This window comes from Terrabacter sp. P2_E3 (assembly GCF_056403915.1).
The window spans coordinates 177,728-197,731 of the sequence record NZ_JBFUEN010000001.1 but is presented as its reverse complement, the minus strand read 5'-3'; the positions used below and the strand labels follow the sequence as shown (position 1 = coordinate 197,731).

Below are 20,004 nucleotides of genomic sequence, written 5' to 3'. Positions count from 1 at the left end.
GCCGACACCGCACGGCCGGCACCCACAGCCCACGCACGGGACCGGCACAGGGAGGCGGGTCAGGCAGGGCATAGGGTCGAGCCCATGAGCACTCCCGCCCGCCCGGACACCTCCCACGGGTGGCGGATCGGCAGCCTAGCGGGGACCCCGGTCTACCTCGGTCGGTCCTGGCCGGTCATCGCCGTGCTCATCGTCGTCGTCTTCGGGCCCAACCTGTCGAGGTCCGACCGCGGTGCGTCCTACGGCTACCTGCTCGCCGCGGCCTACGCCGTGCTGCTGCTCGTCTCGGTGCTCGTGCACGAGGCTGCCCACGCCTTCGCGGCCCGGTGGCGAGGACACCCGGTCAGCCGGATCGTCGCCGACGTCTGGGGCGGTCACACCGTCTACGACGCGACCCGCACCTCGCCGAGCACGACGGCCATCGTCGCCGTCGTCGGGCCGCTGTCCAACCTCGCGCTCGCCGGGGTCGTCTGGGGCCTGCGGGCTCTGACGACGAACGAGACCGCCCTGACCCTCCTCGGCATCGTCGCCTTCGCCAACGTCCTCGTCGGCGTCTTCAACCTCCTCCCGGGCCTGCCCCTCGACGGCGGCCAGATCGTCAGCGCCCTCGTGTGGCGCGCCACGGGGAGCAAGGGGCGCGGCCTCGTCACGGCGGGGTGGCTCGGACGCGTCGTCGCGGTGCTGACCGTCGCGTGGTTCGCCCTGCGTCCCCTCGCCGAGGGCCGGGCGCCCGAGATCTTCGACCTCGTCTGGCCGTTCGCCATCGCCTTCTTCCTCTGGCAGGGCGCGACGGGGGCGATCCGGGCCGGTCACATCCACGAGGCGACCGCCGGGCGCGCGACCGACGTGCTCGAGCCGCTGTCCCTCGTCGCGGGCACGGCGACCGTGGCCGAGGTCGAGACCGCGGTGGCCTCCGGGGCGTGGGTGGCTGCAGCGGACCCGACGGGGTGGCCGCTCGGTGTCGTCGACGCCGACTCCGCGGCCGGCGTGCCTGTCGACAGCCGGGCGCGCACGGCGATCGCGTCGGTCACGCTGGCCCAGCCGGCGTCGTGGGTCGTCGCCCTGCCGCCGGAGGCCGTGCTCACCGACCTCATCCGGGTCATGAGCGATCGCGAGCTCTCGCTCGCCGTCGTCGTCGACGAGGCCACCCGCGACATCCGCGGGCTGGCGAGCGCGGAGCGCATCAACGCGGTCGTCGGCGCCGAGCTGGCCCGTCGCGGTCGTCGCTGACGCGCGTCCACGAAGTCGCCGCTGGATGCCGGTGCCGAGGGCGTATGCCGTCGGGCGCGGTTCCCGAGGCATGTCCCGTGACGCTCGTCTTCCCGGCGAGCGCCTCGATGCCGTCCGCCGTCCACACCCCCTCGTCGGCTCGGCCGGTCGTCCACAGGGGTGGCGCGCTCGGCAGCGAGCCCGGCACGGACGCGTCACCGTTGGCGCAGGGCCCGACGAGCGGGCCGGAGGGAGGCACCATGAGGACGAGCCGGAGCGAGACGACGACGGGCACTGGCGCGGTCGCGTCCCGGTCCGCGAGGAGCCCACGTCGACGTGCGCCCGAGGGGACCGCCGACGAGGCGACGCCGGACGCCGCGTCGGTGCCGGGGCGCAACGAGGTCGTCCTGAGCGGGCGGCTCGGCGCCGAGGCGGAGGAGCGCGAGCTGCCGAGCGGTGACCGCATCGCGACGCTGCGCGTCGTCGTGCCTCGCGAGCCGCCGCCCGGGCGCCGCCGCGCGACCGCCGACGAGCCCAGGCGGGCGACGGTCGACACCATCGACGTCGTGTGCTGGACGGCGGCAACCCGTCGGAGCGCGCTCCGTCTGCGCGGGGGCGACGTCGTCGAGGTCGAGGGCGCGCTCCGTCGGCGGTTCTTCGGCGGGGCGGCAGGTCGCCAGAGCCGCTACGAGGTCGAGGCGACGGCCCTCCGCAGGGTGTCCGGAGGAGGTCGCGCCGGCACCTAGACTGTGCTCCCATGACCGCTCCCACGACCGACGCCGAGCAGCCCGACGCCGAGCACGCCAGGCCCGACGCCGAGCCCGACGCCGAGCCCGACACGAGCGGGGGTCCGGAGCGGTCCGACGTCCCGGGCGCGCACGACCGCCGTGGCGTCTTCGAGGTGGGGGAGCGCATCCAGCTGACCGACCCGAAGGGTCGTCTGCACACGATCACGCTCGAGCCCGGGCGCGAGTTCCACACGCACCGCGGCTTCCTGCGCCACGACGACCTCATCGGCTCCCACGACGGCTCCGTCGTGACGAACACCGCCGGGGTCGAGTACCTCGCCCTGCGGCCGCTGCTCAGCGACTACGTCATGTCGATGCCCCGCGGCGCGGCGGTCGTCTACCCGAAGGACTCGGGCCAGATCGTGCAGATGGCCGACATCTTCCCGGGGGCGACGGTCGTCGAGGCCGGCGTCGGCAGCGGTGCGCTGTCGATGTCGCTGCTGCGCGCCATCGGTGAGCGCGGCCGCCTGCTGTCGTTCGAGCGTCGCGAGGACTTCGCGGAGATCGCCCGCGGCAACGGCCGCGCGTTCTTCGGCGGTGACCACCCGGCCTGGACCGTCACGGTCGGTGACCTCGTCGAGTCGCTCCCGTCCGTCGCCGAGGCCGGGACCGTCGACCGGGTCGTGCTCGACATGCTCGCGCCCTGGGAGTGCCTCGACGCCGTCTCCGACGCGCTCATCCCCGGCGGCGTGCTCATCTGCTACGTCGCCACGACGACCCAGCTGAGCCGCGTGGCCGAGGGCATCCGCGCCCACGGCGGCTTCACCGAGCCCTCCGCCTGGGAGTCGCTCGTGCGCGGTTGGCACCTCGAGGGGCTCGCCGTGCGTCCCCAGCACCGGATGCACGGGCACACCGGCTTCCTCATCACGACGCGTCGGCTCGCTCCCGGCGTCGTCCCGCCCGAGCGCAAGCGTCGTCCGGCCAAGGGCGCCTACGGCGACGCGGGTGACGCCGGCACGACGTCCGTCGACGGCCCAGACGCCCCGGCGGCCGCCCCCACGCCCGTCGCCGGCTCGACGGCCTCGACGGACATCCCTGCGGACGCGTGGACACCCGAGGCGCTCGGCGAACGCGTCAAGAGCGACAAGACGATCCGACGCGTCCGCCGATCACTGGCTGAAACGTCCGACGACATCGGCTGACACGGGGTTAGGGTCGAATCGTCACTATGTGCGAGTGACGGATTGAGGAGGCCGAGATGTCTGATGACGTCCGCAACCCAGACCCCGAAGGTGCCGCCGGCGCCGGAGTCCCCGGAGCGGGGGACCGCGAGCTCGCAGCCCTGCGCGCCGAGGTCGAGTCGCTGCGCCAGGTGGCGCGACACTCGCCCCAGCGCACCCGTGAGCTCGAGGCGCGGCTGGCCCACGTCCAGACGAGCCTGTCGACGCTGTCGTCCCAGAACGAGCGCCTCGTGCGCACGCTCAAGGACGCACGCGAGCAGATCGTCACGCTGAAGAAGGAGGTCGACCGTCTCGCGCAGCCGCCGAGCACCTACGGCCTCGTCGTCGACCCGCCCGAGGACGGCTCGATCGACATCATCACCGGTGGCCGGAAGATGCGCGTCGCCATCAGCCCGTCGGTCGACCAGCTGGAGCTCGGCCTCGGCCGTGAGGTCATGCTCAACGAGGCCCTCAACGTCGTCTCCGTCCACGGCTACGAGCGCGTGGGCGAGGTCGTCACGGTCAAGGAGCGTCTCGACGACGACCGCGTCGTCGTCGTGACGCACGGCGACGAGGAGCGCGTGTGCCGCATCGCGACGCCTCTGCTCGGCGAGCACTTCCGCGTCGGCGACTCCCTCACCCTCGACCCGAGGTCCAACTTCGTCCACGAGGTCGTGCCCAAGCTCGAGGTCGAGGAGCTCGTCCTCGAGGAGGTGCCCGACGTCGAGTACGAGGACATCGGTGGCCTCGCCGGCCAGATCGAGGCGATCCGGGACGCCGTCGAGCTGCCCTTCCTGCACCCCGAGCTCTACAAGGAGCACGCGCTCAAGCCGCCGAAGGGCGTGCTGCTCTACGGTCCTCCCGGCTGTGGCAAGACGCTCATCGCCAAGGCGGTCGCCGCGTCCCTCGCCCGCCAGGTCGCCGCTCGCACGGGCAAGCAGACCGAGAAGAGCTACTTCCTCAACATCAAGGGCCCCGAGCTGCTCAACAAGTACGTCGGCGAGACCGAGCGGCACATCCGGCTCATCTTCCAGCGGGCCCGTGAGAAGGCCTCCGACGGCACGCCCGTGGTCGTCTTCTTCGACGAGATGGACTCGCTCTTCCGCACCCGCGGATCGGGCGTCTCCAGCGACGTCGAGACGACGATCGTGCCGCAGCTGCTCGCCGAGATCGACGGCGTCGAGCGCCTCGACAACGTCATCGTCATCGGCGCCTCCAACCGCGAGGACATGATCGACCCCGCCATCCTGCGACCGGGCCGTCTCGACGCCAAGATCAAGATCGAGCGCCCCGACGCCGAGAGCGCGCGTGACATCTTCAGCAAGTACCTCACCGAGTCGCTGCCACTCCACGAGCACGACCTCGCCGTCAACGGCGGTGACCGCGACGCGACCGTCGAGGCGATGATCACGGCCGCCGTCGAGCGAATGTACTCCGAGATGGAGGAGAACCGCTTCCTCGAGGTGACCTACCAGGGCGGCGACAAGGAGATCCTCTACTTCAAGGACTTCAACTCGGGCGCGATGATCCAGAACATCGTCGACCGGGCCAAGAAGCTCGCGATCAAGGACTTCCTGACGACCGGCCAGAAGGGCATCCGCGTCGAGCACCTGCTCAACAGCTGCGTCGACGAGTTCAAGGAGAACGAGGACCTGCCCAACACGACCAACCCCGACGACTGGGCGCGGATCAGCGGCAAGAAGGGCGAGCGCATCGTCTACATCCGCACGCTGCTCAAGGGCAAGGACGGCACCGAGCCGGGCCGGTCCATCGCGACGGCCAACACCGGCCAGTACCTCTGACCCGAGGCGTGTGCCGTGTGGCCGGGACGCGTCCCGGCCACACGAGGCCTCTCGACGGGTCTGGGCCGGGTGGGGTCAGGCGCGGCGCGGTGACGAGCGGGCGCGGCGGACGGCATACGCCCCGAGGGCACGCCAGCCGAGCAGGAAGAGCGCCAGCACGACCGAGGCGACCACGACGAAGCTGACGGCCGTGCCCGACCCGACCGCGTGCCGCAGCAGCATGCCGACGAGGACGGTCGCGAACCACACGGTCACGCCGGGGGCGACGTCGAGCGGCCATGACCGGCGCACGACCCGCACGACGAGCCAGCCGAGGCCGGTCCCGACGAGGAAGGGCCAGGCCGTCGACAGGACGCCGAGCACCGGGCTCGACTCGTCGTGGCTCGCGCGACCGACCGCGGCGAAGACGAGGACGAGCACGACGTCGAGGAGCAGCGCGACCGCGGGGCGGCGCCACCAGACGGGTCGGTTCATGAGGGCGTGTCGAAGGGGAGCTTGGCCTGCGGCGGTGCGTGGGTGGGGTCGACGCCCTCGAAGAGCGAGCTGACCGAGCGGCCGTGGTGGATGCGGCTGATCGCCTCGGCGAAGAGGGCCGACACCGACCGCACCTTGAGCTCGGGCCAGCCGTCCGGCGCCGGGACGGTGTCGGTCGTGACGACCTCGGTGACGAAGGGGTGGTCACGCAGCCGCTCGACGGCCTTGCCGGCGAAGAGGCCGTGGGTGCAGACGATCGCGGCCTCGGTCGCGCCGGCGTCCTTGAGGCGGTCCATCAGCTCGAGCATCGAGCCGCCCGTCGCGATCTCGTCGTCGAGGATGATCGCCCGGCGACCCGAGACGTCGCCGACGATCGAGTCGATGACGACGCGGTCGTCGGCCACCCGCTGTTTCGAGCCGGCCGCGACGGGCAGCCCGAGCAGGCGGGCGAACTGGGTCGCGACCTTGGCGTTGCCGAGGTCGGGGCTGACGACGATCGAGTTGTCGAGGTCGTTGTCGCGGAAGTGGTCCGCGAGGACCCCGATCGCCGTCAGGTGGTCGACAGGCGTCGAGAAGAAGCCGTGCACCTGGGGAGCGTGGAGGGCCATGGTCAGGACCCGGTGGCAGCCGGCCGTCGAGATCATGTCGGCCACGAGCCGTCCGCCGAGGGAGATGCGCGAGGCGTCCTTCTTGTCGGAGCGGGCGTAGGCGTAGTGCGGCATGACCGCGGTGATCTGAGCCGCCGAGGCGCCACGCGCCGCGTCGATCATGAGGAGCAGCTCCATGAGGTGCTCCTGCGTCGGCGGCACGAGCGGCTGGACGATGTAGACGTCGCGCTGGCGGCAGTTGGCGAGCAGCTGTGCCTGCAGGCAGTCGTTGCTGAACCGTTTGATGTCGACGGGGGACCGGGTCACCCCGAGATGCGAGCAGATCCGGTCGGCCAGGGCGGGGTGCGCCGAGCCGCTGAACACGACGACATCGTTCACTTCGAGACCATCCCTCACGAGACTCGCGTGCGTTCGCAGACTATCCGACCGTTCCCGGTCGCGCGTGCCGGGCGACCCACTGGGCGAGCTCCGCGCGAGCGGCGCCGCCGACCCGGGTGGCCCCGGGAAAGCTCATGAAGCCGTGCGGGACCCGGGGGTAGTTGGTGTGCTGCACCTCGACGCCTGCTGCGCGGAGGGCCTCGGCGTAGGCCGTCCCCTCGTCGCGGAGCGGGTCGAGGTCGGCCGTCTGGACGAGCGTGGCGGGCAGTCCGGTGAGGTCATCGGCGTGCAGCGGTGAGACGAGGGGGTCGAGCGGGTCGAGGGCGTCGTCGGCGTCGCCGAGGTAGTGCGCGAGGAACGCGTCCATGTCGCTGCGGGTGAGGATCGGTGCGGCCGAGTGCTGGGCCACGGACGGCGAGCTCATCGTCGCGTCGACAGCCGGGTAGACGAGGGCCTCGTAGGCGACGTCGGCACCACCCTCGGAACGGAGCACCTGGGCGGCCACGGCCGCGAGGTTGCCGCCGGCCGAGTCGCCCGCGAGACCGAGACCGGTGTGCCGGACGCCGTCACCGGCGGCGTCGGAGGCGGCCCAGCGGGTGGCGTCGATGCAGTCGTGGGCGGCCTGGGGTGCCCGGTGCTCCGGGGCGAGGCGGTAGTCCACGTTGAGCACGGCCACCCGGGTGCGGTCGGCGATCCAGGCGCAGATCGGGTCGTAACCCCTCGTGTTGCCGAGCACCCAGCCACCTCCGTGGAACCACAGCAGTGCGGGAAGGGCCTCACCCGCGGCGTCCTTCGGACGGTAGGTGCGGACGGCGACGGGGTGGCCGTCCCGGGCGGCGAAGGTCGTCTCCGCGATCTCGACCCCGGACGGTACCGGACCCGTGACCCACGTGAAGGGCAGCCGCGCAGGGGCGAACCACGCTCTGCTGCGGGCGATCTCGTCACCGGAGAGCATCCGGGAACCGTCGCGGGTGCGGCTCAGCACGCGGGCGAGCAGCTTGGTGCGCAGGGGCATGTCCCACGAGTCGGTGACCGTCACGGCGTCAGTCTCGCACCGCTTCCTGATGGTCGGCGCACCGGGCGCCTGCACGCCCGCGCGGCGACGCTGCGGCCATTCGGGCCGCGCCTCAGGCAGGATTGGCCCATGCCCGGCGACTCGGAGAGGACGCAGCCCCCCACGGACGGGGCCGTCTCCGGACCCGCCGAGGCATCGGACGACACCACGGGGGAGACCATGCGCCGGACGGCGGAGCACGTGCAGGACCAGACCGGGGAGCGTGAGGAGCGCGCCGACGCGACGGCGGGGGAGCCGGTCGCCGAGGCCGGAACCGAGGCCGGAACCGAGGCCGGAACCGAGGCCGGAACCGAGGCCGGAACCGAGGCCGGAACCGAGGCCGGAACCGAGGCCGGAACCGAGGCCGGAGCCACAGCCGGAGACGACGGGCTGCCCGGAGTCGAGGTCATCGAGCCGCCCATCCCCGAACGGGTGCGCCGTCCCGCCGACGGCGTCCGTCTGGCCGCTGCCGTCGTCCTGCTCGTGCTCGGTCTCGTCGCGGCCGACGTCGCCTCGGGCACGCGCGGTGCGGTCGAGCAGGACCTCACCGATGCGACGAGCGGGCTTCCCCGGCTGCTGCTCACGCTGCTCGGCTGGATGAGCGGCATCGGCGTCCTGCTCCTGCCGATCGGCGTGGGCGCGGATCTGCTCGTGCGCCGTCGCCCCATGCAGCTCATCCAGGCGCTCGGTGCCGCTGTCGTCGGCGGTGTCCTCGTCATCGTCCTCGCCGTGCTCGTCCACTCGGGCAACGGCGGTTTCGTCACCGACGTGCTGACCCGACCCACCCCGACGGGCCGCACCGGTCCGCTCGACATCGTCATCGTCTCGATGGTCGCGCTGCTCACCGTCGCCGACATCTCCGGCCGCAAGTGGATCTCGCCGATCGCGACGGTCGTCGTCATCGCGACGCTCGTCACGACCCTGCTCTCGGGGGCCATGACCCTCGCGGCCCTCGTCAGCTCGCTCCTGCTCGGCTGGATCGTCGGCCTCGCCTTCCGCCTCGCCTTCGGCGTGACCTCCACCCGTCCACCCGGGGTGGAGGTCGCCGCGGTGCTCGTCGCGGGCGGTGTGCCCCTGACCCGCCTCGAGCTCATCGACGCCAACGACGCCGGTGACCGCCGCTACATCGGGACCACCCACGACGGGACGCTCGACGTCCACGTCATCGACCGCGACACCTTCGGGCTCGCCTCGGGTCGACGCCTGCTGCGCGTGCTGCGGCTGCGGAGCGGCTTCACTCGACCGCCGGCGCTGACGCTGCGCTCCGAGATCGAGCACCGGACCCTGATGGGTCTGGCCCTGCACGACGCCGGCATCCGTGCCCCTCGGCCGGTCGCCGTGTCCGAGGTCGGTCCCTTCTCGGCCGTCATCGCCTACGACGAACCGCGGGGCACCCCGCTGACCGAGGTCGACGGGGACCTCGACGACGCCCGGCTCGCCGCGATCTGGCGGTTGGCCGCCACCTTGCACCGACGTCGCCTCGTGCACCGGCAGCTCGGACCGTCGACGATCCTCGTCGACGACCACGGGCGGGTCGCCCTGTCCCGGCTGGGCAGCGGGGACGTCGCGGCCGACGACATCAGCCTGCGCATCGACCTCGCCCAGCTGCTCACGACCGTGGCACTGGCCGTCGGCCCCGAGCGGACCGTGGACTCGGCCGTCGCAGCCCTCGGCGAGGACGCCGTCCTTCGGGCCGTTCCGGTGCTCCAGCCGGTCGCCCTGAGTCCCGACGCGCGGGTGGCGCTCAAGGAGTCCAAGTCGGTCATGGGGGAGCTGCGCGAGCGGCTGGTCGCGCTGCGCCCCAAGGCAGAGGCCGTCGAGCCCGTCCAGCTGCGTCGCATCTCGGCGCGCGGCGTCGTCACCCTGCTCGGTGGGGGCATCGCCGGCTACCTGCTCCTGACGCAGCTGGCCCAGGTCGACATCGGCCAGGTCGTCAGCACGGCCGACTGGCGCTGGGCCGCCCTGCTGCTGCTCTTCGCGGCCGCCACCTTCGCCGGTGCCTCCATCGCGCTCGCCGGCGCCGTCCAGATCCACCTCAGGTTCATCCGGACCTACATGACGCAGCTCGCCGTGGCGTTCAGCGGCCTCGTCGCCCCGGCGGCCGTCGGCAACATCGCGCTCAACACCCGCTACCTGCAGACCTCCGGCCTGTCCCCGACGATCGCCGGTGCCAGCGTCGGCGTCGCGCAGGTGGCCCAGTTCTGCTCGTACTTCGTCCTGCTCGTCATCTCCGGTGTCCTGGCCGGCACCGGCCCGGCGGTCTCGTTCAGCCCGTCCCCGGTGCTCGTCGCGGCGATCCTCGTCGTCGTCATCCTCGCCCTCGGGCTGCTCGCGCTGCCCAAGGTCCGGGCCCTGCTCACCGACCGCGTGCTCCCGCAGGTCAAGTCGGCCGTCCCGCAGGTCCTCGCCGTCCTCCAGCATCCAGCCAAGCTCACCCAGCTGCTCGCCGGGGCGCTCCTGCTCGACATGTCGTTCGTCGCCGCGCTCGTGTGCGCCACGAGGGCCTTCGGTGCCGATGCGCCCGTCGCATCGATCGCGGTCGTCTACTTCGCCGGCGCCATCGTCGGCTCGGCCGTCCCGACGCCCGGTGGCCTCGGCGGCATCGAGGCCGCGATGTCGTTCGGGCTCATCTCCATCGGCGTCGACAGCGGCACCGCCGTCTCGTCCGTCCTGCTCTACCGGCTCGCGACCTACTGGCTGCCGATCCCGTTCGGGTGGTTCTCGCTCAACCGGCTGCAGAAGGTCGGGGCCATCTAGCCGGGCCGGACGGCATACGCCCTCGGTCCGGACGAGACCGGACGCGGCGCGCGCGGTCGGGACGGTTATCGTCGGGCCATGACGGTGCGGCGGATCATGGGGCTCGAGACCGAGTACGGCATCTCCGTGCCCGGCGACCCGATGGCCAACCCGATGTTTCTGTCGGGCCAGGTCATCAGCGTCTACGCCGCCGCGCAGGGGATCCGGTCCAACCAGTCGAGCTGGGACTACGCCTTCGAGGACCCGCTGCGCGACGCGCGCGGCTGGCAGCTCGACCGGCAGACCGCCGACCCGAGCCAGCTGACCGACATCGAGGACCCGACGCTGGCCAACGTCGTGCTGACCAACGGCGCCCGCTACTACGTCGACCACGCCCACCCCGAGTACAGCTCTCCCGAGGTCACCCTGCCGCGCGACGCCGTGACCTGGGACCGGGCGGGTGACGCGATCGCGCTCGAGTCGGTGCGCCTGCTCGCCGGTCGTCCCGGGCAGCCGCCGGTCAACCTCTACAAGAACAACGCCGACGGCAAGGGCCAGTCCTACGGCACGCACGAGAACTACCTCATGCCACGGCGCACCGCGTTCCCCGACATCGTGCGGCACCTCATCCCGTTCTTCGTGACGCGTCAGGTCGTCTGCGGTGCCGGCCGGGTCGGGATCGGCGTCGACAGCAGGGGAGCGGGCTACCAGATCTCCCAGCGCGCCGACTTCTTCGAGACCGAGGTCGGCCTCGAGACGACCCTCAAGCGCCCGATCATCAACACCCGCGACGAGCCCCACGCCGTGGCCGACCGCTACCGGCGCCTCCACGTCATCATCGGCGACGCGAACCACCTCGACGTCGCGACCCTGCTCAAGACCGGCACGACGTCGCTCGTGCTCGGGATGATCGAGGACGGCCACCTCACCGAGGACTGGTCGGTCCGCCGACCGGTCGCCGCACTCCAGACCGTCTCGCACGACCCGACGCTCATCGCGACCGTCGAGCTCGTCGACGGACGCAGCGTCACGGCGCTCGACCTCCAGTGGATGTACCTCGAGGCCGCCCGCGTCTGGCTCGACCGGCGCGGCGACGACCCCGAGGCCGAGGCGACCTCCGAGGTCATGGCCCTGTGGGAGGAGGTCCTCACCGGTCTCGGGCGCGACGTCATGTCGTGTGCGCCCCTGCTCGACTGGGTCGCCAAGCTGCAGCTCCTCGAGGGCTACCGGGCCCGTGACGGCCTCGCCTGGGACGACCACCGACTTGCGGCCATCGACATCCAGTGGGCTGACGTGCGCCCCGAGAAGGGGCTCGTGCACCGGCTGCGTGACCGCGGGCTGCTCCGTGACCTCGTGACGCCCGAGGAGGTCAAGGCGGCCCAGACGACGCCACCGGAGGACACCCGCGCGTGGTTCCGTGGCGAGTGCGTCCGCCGCTTCACCGGCCAGGTCTTCTCGGCCAGCTGGGACTCGGTCGTCTTCGACGTGCCGGGTCGGGCCAGTCTGCAGCGGGTCCCCATCCTCGAGCCGGAGCGCGGCACCCGGGCGCAGGTCGGCACGCTGCTCGAGCAGAGCGCCGACGTGGGCGAGCTGCTCCGCGGCCTGGCCACGCCCGAGTAGGCAACGCCACGGCCTACTCGGCCCTGCGCACCCCAGCGTGCACGAGCGCCTCCACGGCGCGGTCCACGAGACCGGCAGCCTCGGATACGGTCCGTGCTCGCGCAGGGCCGCGGCGAGGAGCTCACCGCGCCCGGCCCTGCCGGCCGCGGCGTCCCACAGCGTGAGCCCGGGGGGCCCAGCCGGACCCGGTCGGTCCCGACGGTCGAGGACGTCGAGCGGCCGCAGTCGCGCCGGCTCCCGTGTGCGCGGGCGTCGCGGCCGAGCAGCACGACCGCCCGCAGTCTCAGCCCCTCAAGGGGCGGTGCCAGTCCGATCTCGTCCGGGCCCACCCCGTGTGTCCTGGAGACATCTCGCCGAGCGGTTGCCGACCGTGTCGGTCGGCGCCGTCCGCCGGTGGCCGTCGGTTCCCGGGCGCCGTCGTGAGCAGCGCCGGGGGAGAGGCGCGTCCACCGTCGGCGGTGGGTGCTCGGACCGCGGGGCGCACACGGGTTAGGGTCGGGGGACGAGGTCGTTCACGTCTGGGAGGTAGCCATGCCGGGTCAGGAGCACGTCAAGCCGCAGCGTCGTGACGAGGAGCCGCCGGAGACACCGGAGGCACCGCCGACCGCGCCCGCCGGCGCTGCCGTCAAGGAGGGCCTGTCCGACGACATCGACAGCGTTCTCGACGAGATCGACGGTGTCCTCGAGTCGAACGCCGAGGAGTTCGTCCGCGGTTTCGTGCAGAAGGGCGGCCAGTGACCCAGTGGTCCCCGGGGCGGCCTCGGCGGCTCGACGACGCCTTCCTCAGCGCGGGGTCCTCGTCGTTCAGCGAGTTCGTCTCCGCCTACCGTCCTGAGCTGCTGCCTTCGGGTCGGCGCCTGCCGTCCGGGGCGAGCATCGAGGCGCCGCACGGCACGACCATCGTCTCGCTGCTCTTCGACGGGGGAGTCGTCATGGCCGGCGACCGCCGCGCCACGATGGGCAACGTCATCGCCAACCGGGACATGGAGAAGGTCTTCGCCGCCGACGACTACAGCGTCGTCGGGATCGCCGGCACGGCCGGGATCGCGATCGAGCTCGTCCGGCTCTACCAGGTCGAGCTCGAGCACTACGAGAAGATCGAGGGCGCCATCATGTCGCTCGAGGGCAAGGCCAACCGACTCGCCTCGATGATCCGGGGCAACCTCTCCCTCGCCATGCAGGGCCTCACCGTGGTCCCGACCTATGCCGGCTTCGACCTCGAGTCGGCCACCGGGCGGATCTACTCCTACGACGTCACAGGCGGCTGCTACATCGAGGGTGGTCACCACTCGACCGGCTCGGGATCCGTCTTCGCCCGCGGCGCCCTCAAGAAGCTGTGGCGGCCGGGTCTCGAGGAGCAGCAGGCGGTGTCGGTCGCCATCGAGGCGCTCTACGACGCCGCCGACGACGACTCCGCCACCGGTGGCCCCGACCTCGGCCGCCAGATCTGGCCGACCGTCGCCGTGGTGGACCACTCCGGCGCCCGGTTCGTCGCGTCCGACGTCCTCGAGGGACACGTGCAGCGCGTCGTGGCCGCCCGTCGCGACAACCCGGGAGGCGCCCGATGAGCATGCCGTTCTACGTCCCGCCCGAGCAGGTCATGAAGGACCGGGCCGACTTCGCGCGCAAGGGGATCGCGCGTGGACGCTCGGTCATCGTCGTCGGCTACGACCGGGGCATCGCGTTCGTCGCCGAGAACCCCTCGCGAGCCCTGCACAAGGTGTCGGAGATCTACGACCGCATCGCCTTCGCCGCGGTCGGTCGCTACAACGAGTTCGAGAGCCTGCGGGTCGCCGGCATCCGCTATGCCGACCTGCGCGGCTACTCCTACGACCGCACCGACGTCACGGCTCGGGCCCTCGCCAACACGTACGCCCAGACGCTCGGGGCAGTGTTCACCCAGGAGTCCAAGCCGTTCGAGATCGAGATCGTCGTGGCCGAGGTCGGGGTCGACAGCGACACCGACCAGATCTTCCGGCTCACCTACGACGGGTCGGTCGCCGACGAGCAGGGCTTCGTGGCGATGGGCGGCGCCAGCGACGCCGCCGAGGAGCGTCTCGGCACGGGCTGGCGGCCGGGCATGACCCTGGCCGAGGTCCTGCGACTGGCCGTCGACGTGCTCGGTGCCGGCGAGAACGGCGAGCGCCGCGCCCTCGACGAGGGCCAGCTCGAGGTGGCGGTGCTCGACCGCGACCGTCCCCGGCGCTCGTTCCGGCGCATCGTCGGTCCGCTGCTGACGCGGTTGCTCGTCGAGGCGCCTGGGGCCGTTGAGGCCACCGCCGGTCCGGGGTCGACGGAGACCGTTGCGGGAGAGGGTGGTTCGGCGAGCTCGGCGAGCCCCGCGGACGGTCCCGGATCCCCGACACCGCCTTCCTGACGAGCCGGCAATCGCACCGAGGTGCACACGACGAAGGCCGCCCACCGAGATGGTGGGCGGCCTTCGTGTCGCGCGGTGTGCAGTGACCCCGGCTCTGGGGCCACCACGGTGCGTCAGCGGCGCTGCGCGCCGACCCGGTCGCTCGAGGCGCTGCGCTGGTAGTACGACGACTGGTCCGAGCCGTACGACGAGCTCTCGCCCGCTGCGTCGTCCTGCTCCTCGTCGCCCTGCTCGGCGTCGGCGTCGGCCGCGGGCTGAGCGTCCTCGTCGGCCTGCTCGGCCTTCTCGGCGTCGGACGAGACAGCCTCGGGGGAGGTCTGCTCGGCGCTCTCGTCGTCGGCATCCGAGGCCTGCTGGACGGCCGGGACGGGCTGCTGGACGTCGGCCACCTGCGGCGGCTGCGCCGGCTTGTCCGGGGCGCCGAGCGTGTCCATGAGGGCACCGCCGCCGAGGGTGGCGAGCATCTGACGGACGTTGCCGAGCTGCGCGGTGATGCTGTCGCGCTGGGCCGTCGCGGCGGCGAGCTCGCGGTCGGACTCCTCACGCAGGCGTGAGGCGTGGTCGCGCGCCTCGGACACGATCTGGTCGGACTGGGCCTGGGCGTTCTCGAGCAGGCGCTCGGCCCTGGCGCGCATCTCGTGCGCGTCGTGCTCGGCACGCTCGGTCAGCTGACGCAGGCGGGACTCGCTCTCGTTGAGCGCGGCCTCCTGCTGCTGGCGACGAGCCTCGAACTCGGCGTCGGCCGACTCACGGCGCGCAGCGAGCTTGACCTCGAGCTCGGCGGACGCGGTGGAGGCCTTGAGGCGGTGCGACTCGTACTCCGCCGCGGCCTCCTGCCGCTGGGCCGCGGTGACGCTCTGGGCCTCGGCAACGATGGCCTGAGCCTCGCGGTTGGCCTGCGCGATGATGCGGACGGCCTCCTCGTCGGCGCGGGCGCGAGCCTGCTCGGCGTAGGTCGCGGTCGTCGCCTTGAGCTCGGAGGCGGCCCGGTTGGCGCGCTCGCGGATCTCGTCGGCCTCGCCGTTGGCCCGGGTGCGCATCTCGCCGGCCTCCTGGTCGGCGAGCGCCAGGATCTGGGCGATGCGCTCACCGAGGTCGGCGAACGTCTGGGCCGGGGCGGGCGAGCTGTTCTTCTTGAGGTCGGCCATGACCCGCGACTGCTGACCCAGCTGTCCCCGGAGGTCGGTGAGGGCGGCGTTGAGCTTGGTCAGCTCGACGCTCCGCTCGGCGGCATCCTTCTTGGCCGCCTGCAGGGTGCGGTTCTGCGACTCGATGAAGGAGTCAACCTCTTCGGGCTCGTAGCCGCGGCGGGAGAACTTGAAGTGCGGTCTGTCGATCATTTCCGTCCAATGCAGGGGATCGTGGAGGGGTACGGCAAGAGGGGACAGCGGCCATTGTGACAGCCACACCAGACTGACTATCACAGACGTCGGCCTGTGGGACACCGCGCCGGAACGATCGTCGCGACACCGAGACACGGACCGGCCCCGCGCCCGTCGGAACCCCCTGGGAGGGTCGTGTCGGCGCCTCGGGCGGGTGGCTCGGCAGGTCTGCTCGCGCCCGGATGGGCGCGAGCAGCCGCGCCGACGGGTGGTCGTGCCCGACGGCCGCGGGACMCGCCGCCTAGAGTTGGTTCATGGAGCGGCGGATCTTCGGGATCGAGAACGAGTACGGCGTCACCTGCACCACGCAGGGCCAGCGTCGGCTGACTCCGGACGAGGTCGCCCGCTACCTCTTCCGCCGCGTCGTCGCCTGGGGCCGGTCGAGCAACGTCTTCCTCGGCAACGGCGCCCGGCTCTACCTCGACGTGGGGTCCCACCCGGAGTACGCCACCGCCGAGTGCGACTCGGTGCGCGAGCTCGTCATCCAGGACAAGGCGGGGGAGCGCATCCTCGAGGGCCTCGTCGAGGACGCCCAGGGCAGGCTGCGTGACGACGGCGTCGAGGGCGAGATCTTCGTCTTCAAGAACAACACCGACTCCGCCGGCAACTCCTACGGCTGCCACGAGAACTACTGCTACGGCCGGTCGGGCGACTTCCAGCGCGTCTCCGACATGTTCATCCCGTTCCTCATCAGCCGTCAGATCACGTGCGGCGCCGGCAAGGTCGTCGCCACCGCGCACGGGGCGAGCTTCGCCGTGAGCCAGCGCGCCGACCACATCTGGGAGGGCGTGTCGTCGGCCACGACCCGGAGCCGGCCCATCATCAACACCCGGGACGAGCCGCACGCCGATGCCGAGAAGTACCGCCGCCTGCACGTCATCGTCGGCGACTCCAACATGTCCGAGACGACCAACCTGCTCAAGGTGGGCAGTGCCGACCTCGTCCTGCGGATGATCGAGTCGGGCGTCGTCATGCGCGATCTCTCCATGGAGAACCCCATCCGCGCGATCCGGACGATGAGCCACGACTCGACGGGACGGGCCACCGTCCGGCTCGCCAACGGCCGCGAGCTGTCGGCCCTCGACATGCAGCGCGAGTACCTCGACAAGGCCATCGAGTTCGTCGACCGCGAAGGCATGGACAGCCCCGACACGAAGCAGGTCATCGACCTGTGGGGCCGGGCCCTCGACGCCATCGGGTCGGGTGACCTCGCCGCGATCGACACCGAGATCGACTGGGTCATCAAGTACCGCCTCATCGAGCGCTACCGCGCCAAGCACGGGCTCGCGCTCACCGACGCGCGGATCCAGCAGATCGACCTCGCCTACCACGACATCAACCGGCGACGCGGCCTCTTCTACCTGCTCCAGCGCCACGGGCGGACGGCCCGCGTCTCCTCCGACGTCGAGATCTTCGAGGCGAAGGTGCGCCCGCCGCAGACGACGCGGGCCAAGCTGCGCGGCGACTTCATCCGTGCCGCGCAGGCCCACGGCCGGGACTTCACGGTCGACTGGGTGCACCTCAAGCTCAACGACCAGGCGCAGCGCACCGTGCTGTGCAAGGACCCGTTCCGCTCGGTGGACGAGCGGGTCGAGCGCCTCATGGAGACCATCGACCGGTCGCCCACGATCCAGCGACCGCTCTGACCCACGGGTGCCGACCGGACCTGTGCGGACCTGTCAGTGCGCTGTGAAGCGCGCACAAGGGTGAGCGTTACAGTGGCTGGGATTTGCCCTGCGGGACCTCCACGCCCGCCCGCCCCGACCGAAAGTCTTCCCCTGTGCGCCCCAACCGTCCGGCCGCTAGCACGGCCGTTGCCCTGATCGCTGCCCTCGGCCTGACCACCCTCGCCGCCTGCGGGTCCAGCTCGTCCGGCTCCTCCGGCTCCGCCACGACGACCGTCGCGGCCTCGGCTGCCCTCAAGGGCGTCACCGCCACCGGCGCCGTCGACCTCAAGACGGCCCCGAAGGTCGCCCTCGGTGCGACGCCGATCAGCTCGAAGGCCGTCGAGCACAAGGTGCTGACCCCGGGCACCGGCAAGGCCGCGACCAAGGCCGACACCGTGCGCCTGCGCGCCCAGATCTACAACGGCACGAGCGGCAAGCTCATCGACGACGGCTACGCCGCCGGCCGGTCCGCGGAGGCCTACCGCCTCGGCCGCACGGACATCGTCGCCGGCTTCACCGAGGGCCTCGTCGGTGCCACCAAGGGCGGCCGCATCGCCTTCACGATCCCCCCCGAGAAGGGCTTCGGCACCGCCGGCAACGACCAGCTCGGCGTCAAGGGCACCGACACCATCGTCGTCGTCGCCGACATCCAGGACGTCCACACGCCCCTGACGCAGGTCGACGGCACCCAGACGGCCGCACCCGCGGGCCTGCCCACCGTCGAGTTCAAGAACGGCCCGACCAAGGAGCCCACCGTCACGGTGCCCAAGACGACGGCCCCGACGACGACGCAGCAGGCCACGCTCATCCAGGGCACCGGCGCGACGGTCCAGAAGGGCCAGACCATCAGCGCCCAGTACCACGGCGTCCTCTGGAAGGACGGCAGCGTCTTCGACTCCTCGTGGCAGCGTGGCGCGGCCGCGGACTTCCCGATCGGCGTCGGCGGCGTCATCCCCGGTTGGGACAAGACGCTCGTGGGCAAGAAGGTGGGTAGCCGCGTGCTGCTCGTCATCCCGCCGGCGGACGGCTACGGCAAGGCCGGCAGCGCGCCCAAGATCTCCGGCACCGACACGCTCGTCTTCGTCGTCGACATCCTCGACGCGTACTGACCGCGGTACCGACCGCACCACCGACCGAGTTCACCGACGAAAGGGAACACGCAGCATGGCACTCGACCCGAACCGCACGAAGCCCGAGATCGACTTCCCGGAGGGTGACGCGCCCGCCGACCTCGTCGTCGAGGACCTCATCGAGGGTGACGGCCGCGAGGCGAAGGCCGGTGACACGGTCAGCGCGCACTACGTCGGCGTCGCGCACTCGACGGGCGAGGAGTTCGACTCGTCCTGGAACCGCGGCAGCGCCCTCGACTTCCGTCTCGGCGTCGGCATGGTCATCCCCGGCTGGGACAAGGGCATCGAGGGCATGAAGGTCGGCGGTCGGCGCAAGCTGACGATCCCGGCCCACCTCGCCTACGGCGAGCGTGGCGCGGGCGCTGCCATCAAGCCCGGTGAGACGCTGATCTTCGTCGTCGACCTCGACGACGTCAGATAGCACTGGCTCGCTTCGCTCGCCGGGCTCGGCGCGCCTGACGTCACGCCTTCCCTCCTCGACTCGCTCGCTGCGCTCGCACCGCTCGTCAGTCCAGGCGGGACGCGCGCCGAACCAGCCCGGCGGCATACCGCCCCGCGACGGCCGCGCCGAGAAATCCGGCGCGGTCGTCGTCGTATCCGCGCCCCATCGTGCGCAGCGGCACCGGTGTGTCGCGCAGCGCCGCGTCGAGCCCGTCGGTCGCCACCTCGTGGAGCGTCAGCCGTCCCCGGCTCGAGGCGCACAGGGCCCGGGCCTGCTCGAGCACCCGCACGCCCACCTCGCCGGGTAGCAGGGGCACGGGCACGTCGCCGGGCACGAGCGACACGCGGCCGTATGCCGTCAGGCTGTGGTGCGAGACCCCGCGGTGCCGCTCGCGCGGGTCGGCCTCCGAGATCCGCAGGGAGCAGACAGGGCGGCCGCCGAGGGTCCCCGCGGCGTTGACGGCCTCGCCTGCCGACGTGCCGGAGAAGCCCCACCGCGTGCCCGTGCCGAGGTTGCCCGGCCCCTGCGACACGACGACGACGTCGGCGCCGACGACATGGTGCGCGGCCAGCAGGCCGGTGTGGACGTTCACCGCCTCGAGGTCGCCTCCGAAGGCCTGCCCGACCGTGATCGCCGCCTCGAGCCAGCCGGCCTCGCGCAGGCCGGCCACGGTTCGGGAGAAGTCGATGGGCAACGCGCCACCGTCGGTCATGACGTAGGCGACCCGCAGGGACTGCTGGGAGTCACGCACGCCCGCGAGCACCGCCGGCAGGGCCGAGTGGAGGTCGGCCACGACGATCGGAAGACCGTCGACGTCGTCGGCGTCGGCCAGCACGGCGTGGTGCTCGCTGTCCTGCTCGTCGACGCCGAGGACCATCGTCTGGGAGGGCGTGTAGCGCGCCTTGACGACGTGGCCCGGCACGGCCGTGACGTCGGCGACGGGACGGGGGAGCGCGTCGGGGGCGGCGACGACGATGGCCAGTCCGCCGGTGCCCAGCCCTCGCTCGAGGGCGGTCGTGTTGAGCAGCACGGCGGTCCCGGGGGTGAGGTCGCCGACGACGTCGACGTAGCCGAGCGCCCGGACGACGTCACCGGGCGGAAGCCGGACGGCATACTCGACCGCGCCCGCCCAGCGGGACCGCACCTCGACCACGACACCCCGGCGCCACTGGATCAT

General features: G+C 72.1%; 17 protein-coding genes. 12 read left to right on the top strand and 5 right to left on the bottom strand.

Going from position 1 to position 20,004, the window contains the following annotated elements:
* The first annotated feature begins 84 nt into the window (after positions 1-84).
* The 4 genes from AC1DW8_RS00920 (at position 85) to arc (ending at position 4,959) form a co-directional block, all read left to right on the top strand.
* A complete protein-coding gene (locus AC1DW8_RS00920) occupies positions 85-1,230 on the top strand; it encodes a site-2 protease family protein (RefSeq protein ID WP_056776994.1) in 1,146 nt (381 codons plus the stop codon).
* Positions 1,231-1,469: 239 nt separating this feature from the next.
* On the top strand, positions 1,470-1,955 hold the full coding sequence (locus AC1DW8_RS00915) for a single-stranded DNA-binding protein (RefSeq protein ID WP_082619898.1): 486 nt from the start codon (positions 1,470-1,472) through the stop codon (positions 1,953-1,955).
* 11 nt (positions 1,956-1,966) lie between these two features.
* A complete protein-coding gene (locus AC1DW8_RS00910; RefSeq protein WP_478091186.1) occupies positions 1,967-3,139 on the top strand; it encodes a tRNA (adenine-N1)-methyltransferase in 1,173 nt (390 codons plus the stop codon).
* 56 nt (positions 3,140-3,195) lie between these two features.
* The gene (arc, locus tag AC1DW8_RS00905; RefSeq protein WP_056776996.1) at positions 3,196-4,959 is read left to right on the top strand and encodes a proteasome ATPase; all 1,764 of its coding nucleotides are present in this window, start codon (positions 3,196-3,198) and stop codon (positions 4,957-4,959) included.
* Between the two features lie 75 nt (positions 4,960-5,034).
* On the opposite strand, the gene AC1DW8_RS00900 is transcribed toward arc, so the two are convergent.
* The 3 genes from AC1DW8_RS00900 to AC1DW8_RS00890 are packed head-to-tail and all read right to left on the bottom strand — an operon-like array spanning position 5,035 to position 7,458.
* A complete protein-coding gene (locus AC1DW8_RS00900) occupies positions 5,035-5,433 on the bottom strand; it encodes a DUF3054 domain-containing protein (protein WP_056776999.1) in 399 nt (132 codons plus the stop codon).
* Positions 5,430-6,419, bottom strand: a complete 990-nt coding sequence (locus AC1DW8_RS00895) for a ribose-phosphate diphosphokinase (RefSeq protein ID WP_056777002.1) — start codon at positions 6,417-6,419, stop codon at positions 5,430-5,432. The genes AC1DW8_RS00900 and AC1DW8_RS00895 overlap by 4 nt, the downstream gene beginning before the upstream one ends.
* A gap of 40 nt (positions 6,420-6,459) precedes the next feature.
* Positions 6,460-7,458 carry an alpha/beta hydrolase gene (locus AC1DW8_RS00890; RefSeq protein WP_056777003.1) on the bottom strand — a complete coding sequence of 333 codons (999 nt, stop codon included), beginning with the start codon at positions 7,456-7,458 and terminating at the stop codon, positions 6,460-6,462.
* Positions 7,459-7,563: 105 nt separating this feature from the next.
* On the opposite strand from AC1DW8_RS00890, the gene AC1DW8_RS00885 reads away from it, so the two are divergent.
* The 5 genes from AC1DW8_RS00885 (at position 7,564) to prcA (ending at position 14,206) form a co-directional block, all read left to right on the top strand.
* Complete coding sequence (locus AC1DW8_RS00885; protein ID WP_478091182.1) at positions 7,564-10,230, top strand: lysylphosphatidylglycerol synthase domain-containing protein; 2,667 nt, start codon at positions 7,564-7,566, stop codon at positions 10,228-10,230.
* A gap of 78 nt (positions 10,231-10,308) precedes the next feature.
* Positions 10,309-11,829 (top strand): depupylase/deamidase Dop, encoded by a 1,521-nt coding sequence (gene dop / locus AC1DW8_RS00880; protein WP_056777008.1) that lies wholly within the window; start codon positions 10,309-10,311, stop codon positions 11,827-11,829.
* A gap of 531 nt (positions 11,830-12,360) precedes the next feature.
* The gene (locus AC1DW8_RS00875) at positions 12,361-12,567 is read left to right on the top strand and encodes a ubiquitin-like protein Pup (RefSeq protein ID WP_056756869.1); all 207 of its coding nucleotides are present in this window, start codon (positions 12,361-12,363) and stop codon (positions 12,565-12,567) included.
* Positions 12,564-13,397 (top strand): proteasome subunit beta, encoded by an 834-nt coding sequence (gene prcB, locus AC1DW8_RS00870; RefSeq protein WP_056777011.1) that lies wholly within the window; start codon positions 12,564-12,566, stop codon positions 13,395-13,397. Before AC1DW8_RS00875 ends, prcB begins: the two co-directional genes overlap by 4 nt.
* Positions 13,394-14,206, top strand: coding sequence for a proteasome subunit alpha (gene prcA / locus AC1DW8_RS00865; RefSeq protein WP_056777014.1), 813 nt, complete (start codon positions 13,394-13,396; stop codon positions 14,204-14,206). Before prcB ends, prcA begins: the two co-directional genes overlap by 4 nt.
* Before the next feature lie 113 nt (positions 14,207-14,319).
* Here prcA and AC1DW8_RS00860 read toward each other — a convergent pair whose 3' ends face one another.
* A complete protein-coding gene (locus AC1DW8_RS00860; protein WP_056777017.1) occupies positions 14,320-15,546 on the bottom strand; it encodes a coiled-coil domain-containing protein in 1,227 nt (408 codons plus the stop codon).
* A 296-nt stretch (positions 15,547-15,842) separates the two neighbouring features.
* Between AC1DW8_RS00860 and pafA the strand changes: the two genes are divergently transcribed.
* From pafA to AC1DW8_RS00845, 3 genes are all read left to right on the top strand, one after another.
* Positions 15,843-17,234 carry a Pup--protein ligase gene (pafA, locus tag AC1DW8_RS00855; RefSeq protein WP_478091174.1) on the top strand — a complete coding sequence of 464 codons (1,392 nt, stop codon included), beginning with the start codon at positions 15,843-15,845 and terminating at the stop codon, positions 17,232-17,234.
* 134 nt (positions 17,235-17,368) lie between these two features.
* Positions 17,369-18,364, top strand: coding sequence for an FKBP-type peptidyl-prolyl cis-trans isomerase (locus tag AC1DW8_RS00850; protein ID WP_478091171.1), 996 nt, complete (start codon positions 17,369-17,371; stop codon positions 18,362-18,364).
* Between the two features lie 55 nt (positions 18,365-18,419).
* Positions 18,420-18,806, top strand: a complete 387-nt coding sequence (locus AC1DW8_RS00845; RefSeq protein WP_020144225.1) for an FKBP-type peptidyl-prolyl cis-trans isomerase — start codon at positions 18,420-18,422, stop codon at positions 18,804-18,806.
* Between the two features lie 85 nt (positions 18,807-18,891).
* Here AC1DW8_RS00845 and AC1DW8_RS00840 read toward each other — a convergent pair whose 3' ends face one another.
* Positions 18,892-20,004, bottom strand: a complete 1,113-nt coding sequence (locus AC1DW8_RS00840) for a DUF3866 family protein (protein ID WP_478091167.1) — start codon at positions 20,002-20,004, stop codon at positions 18,892-18,894.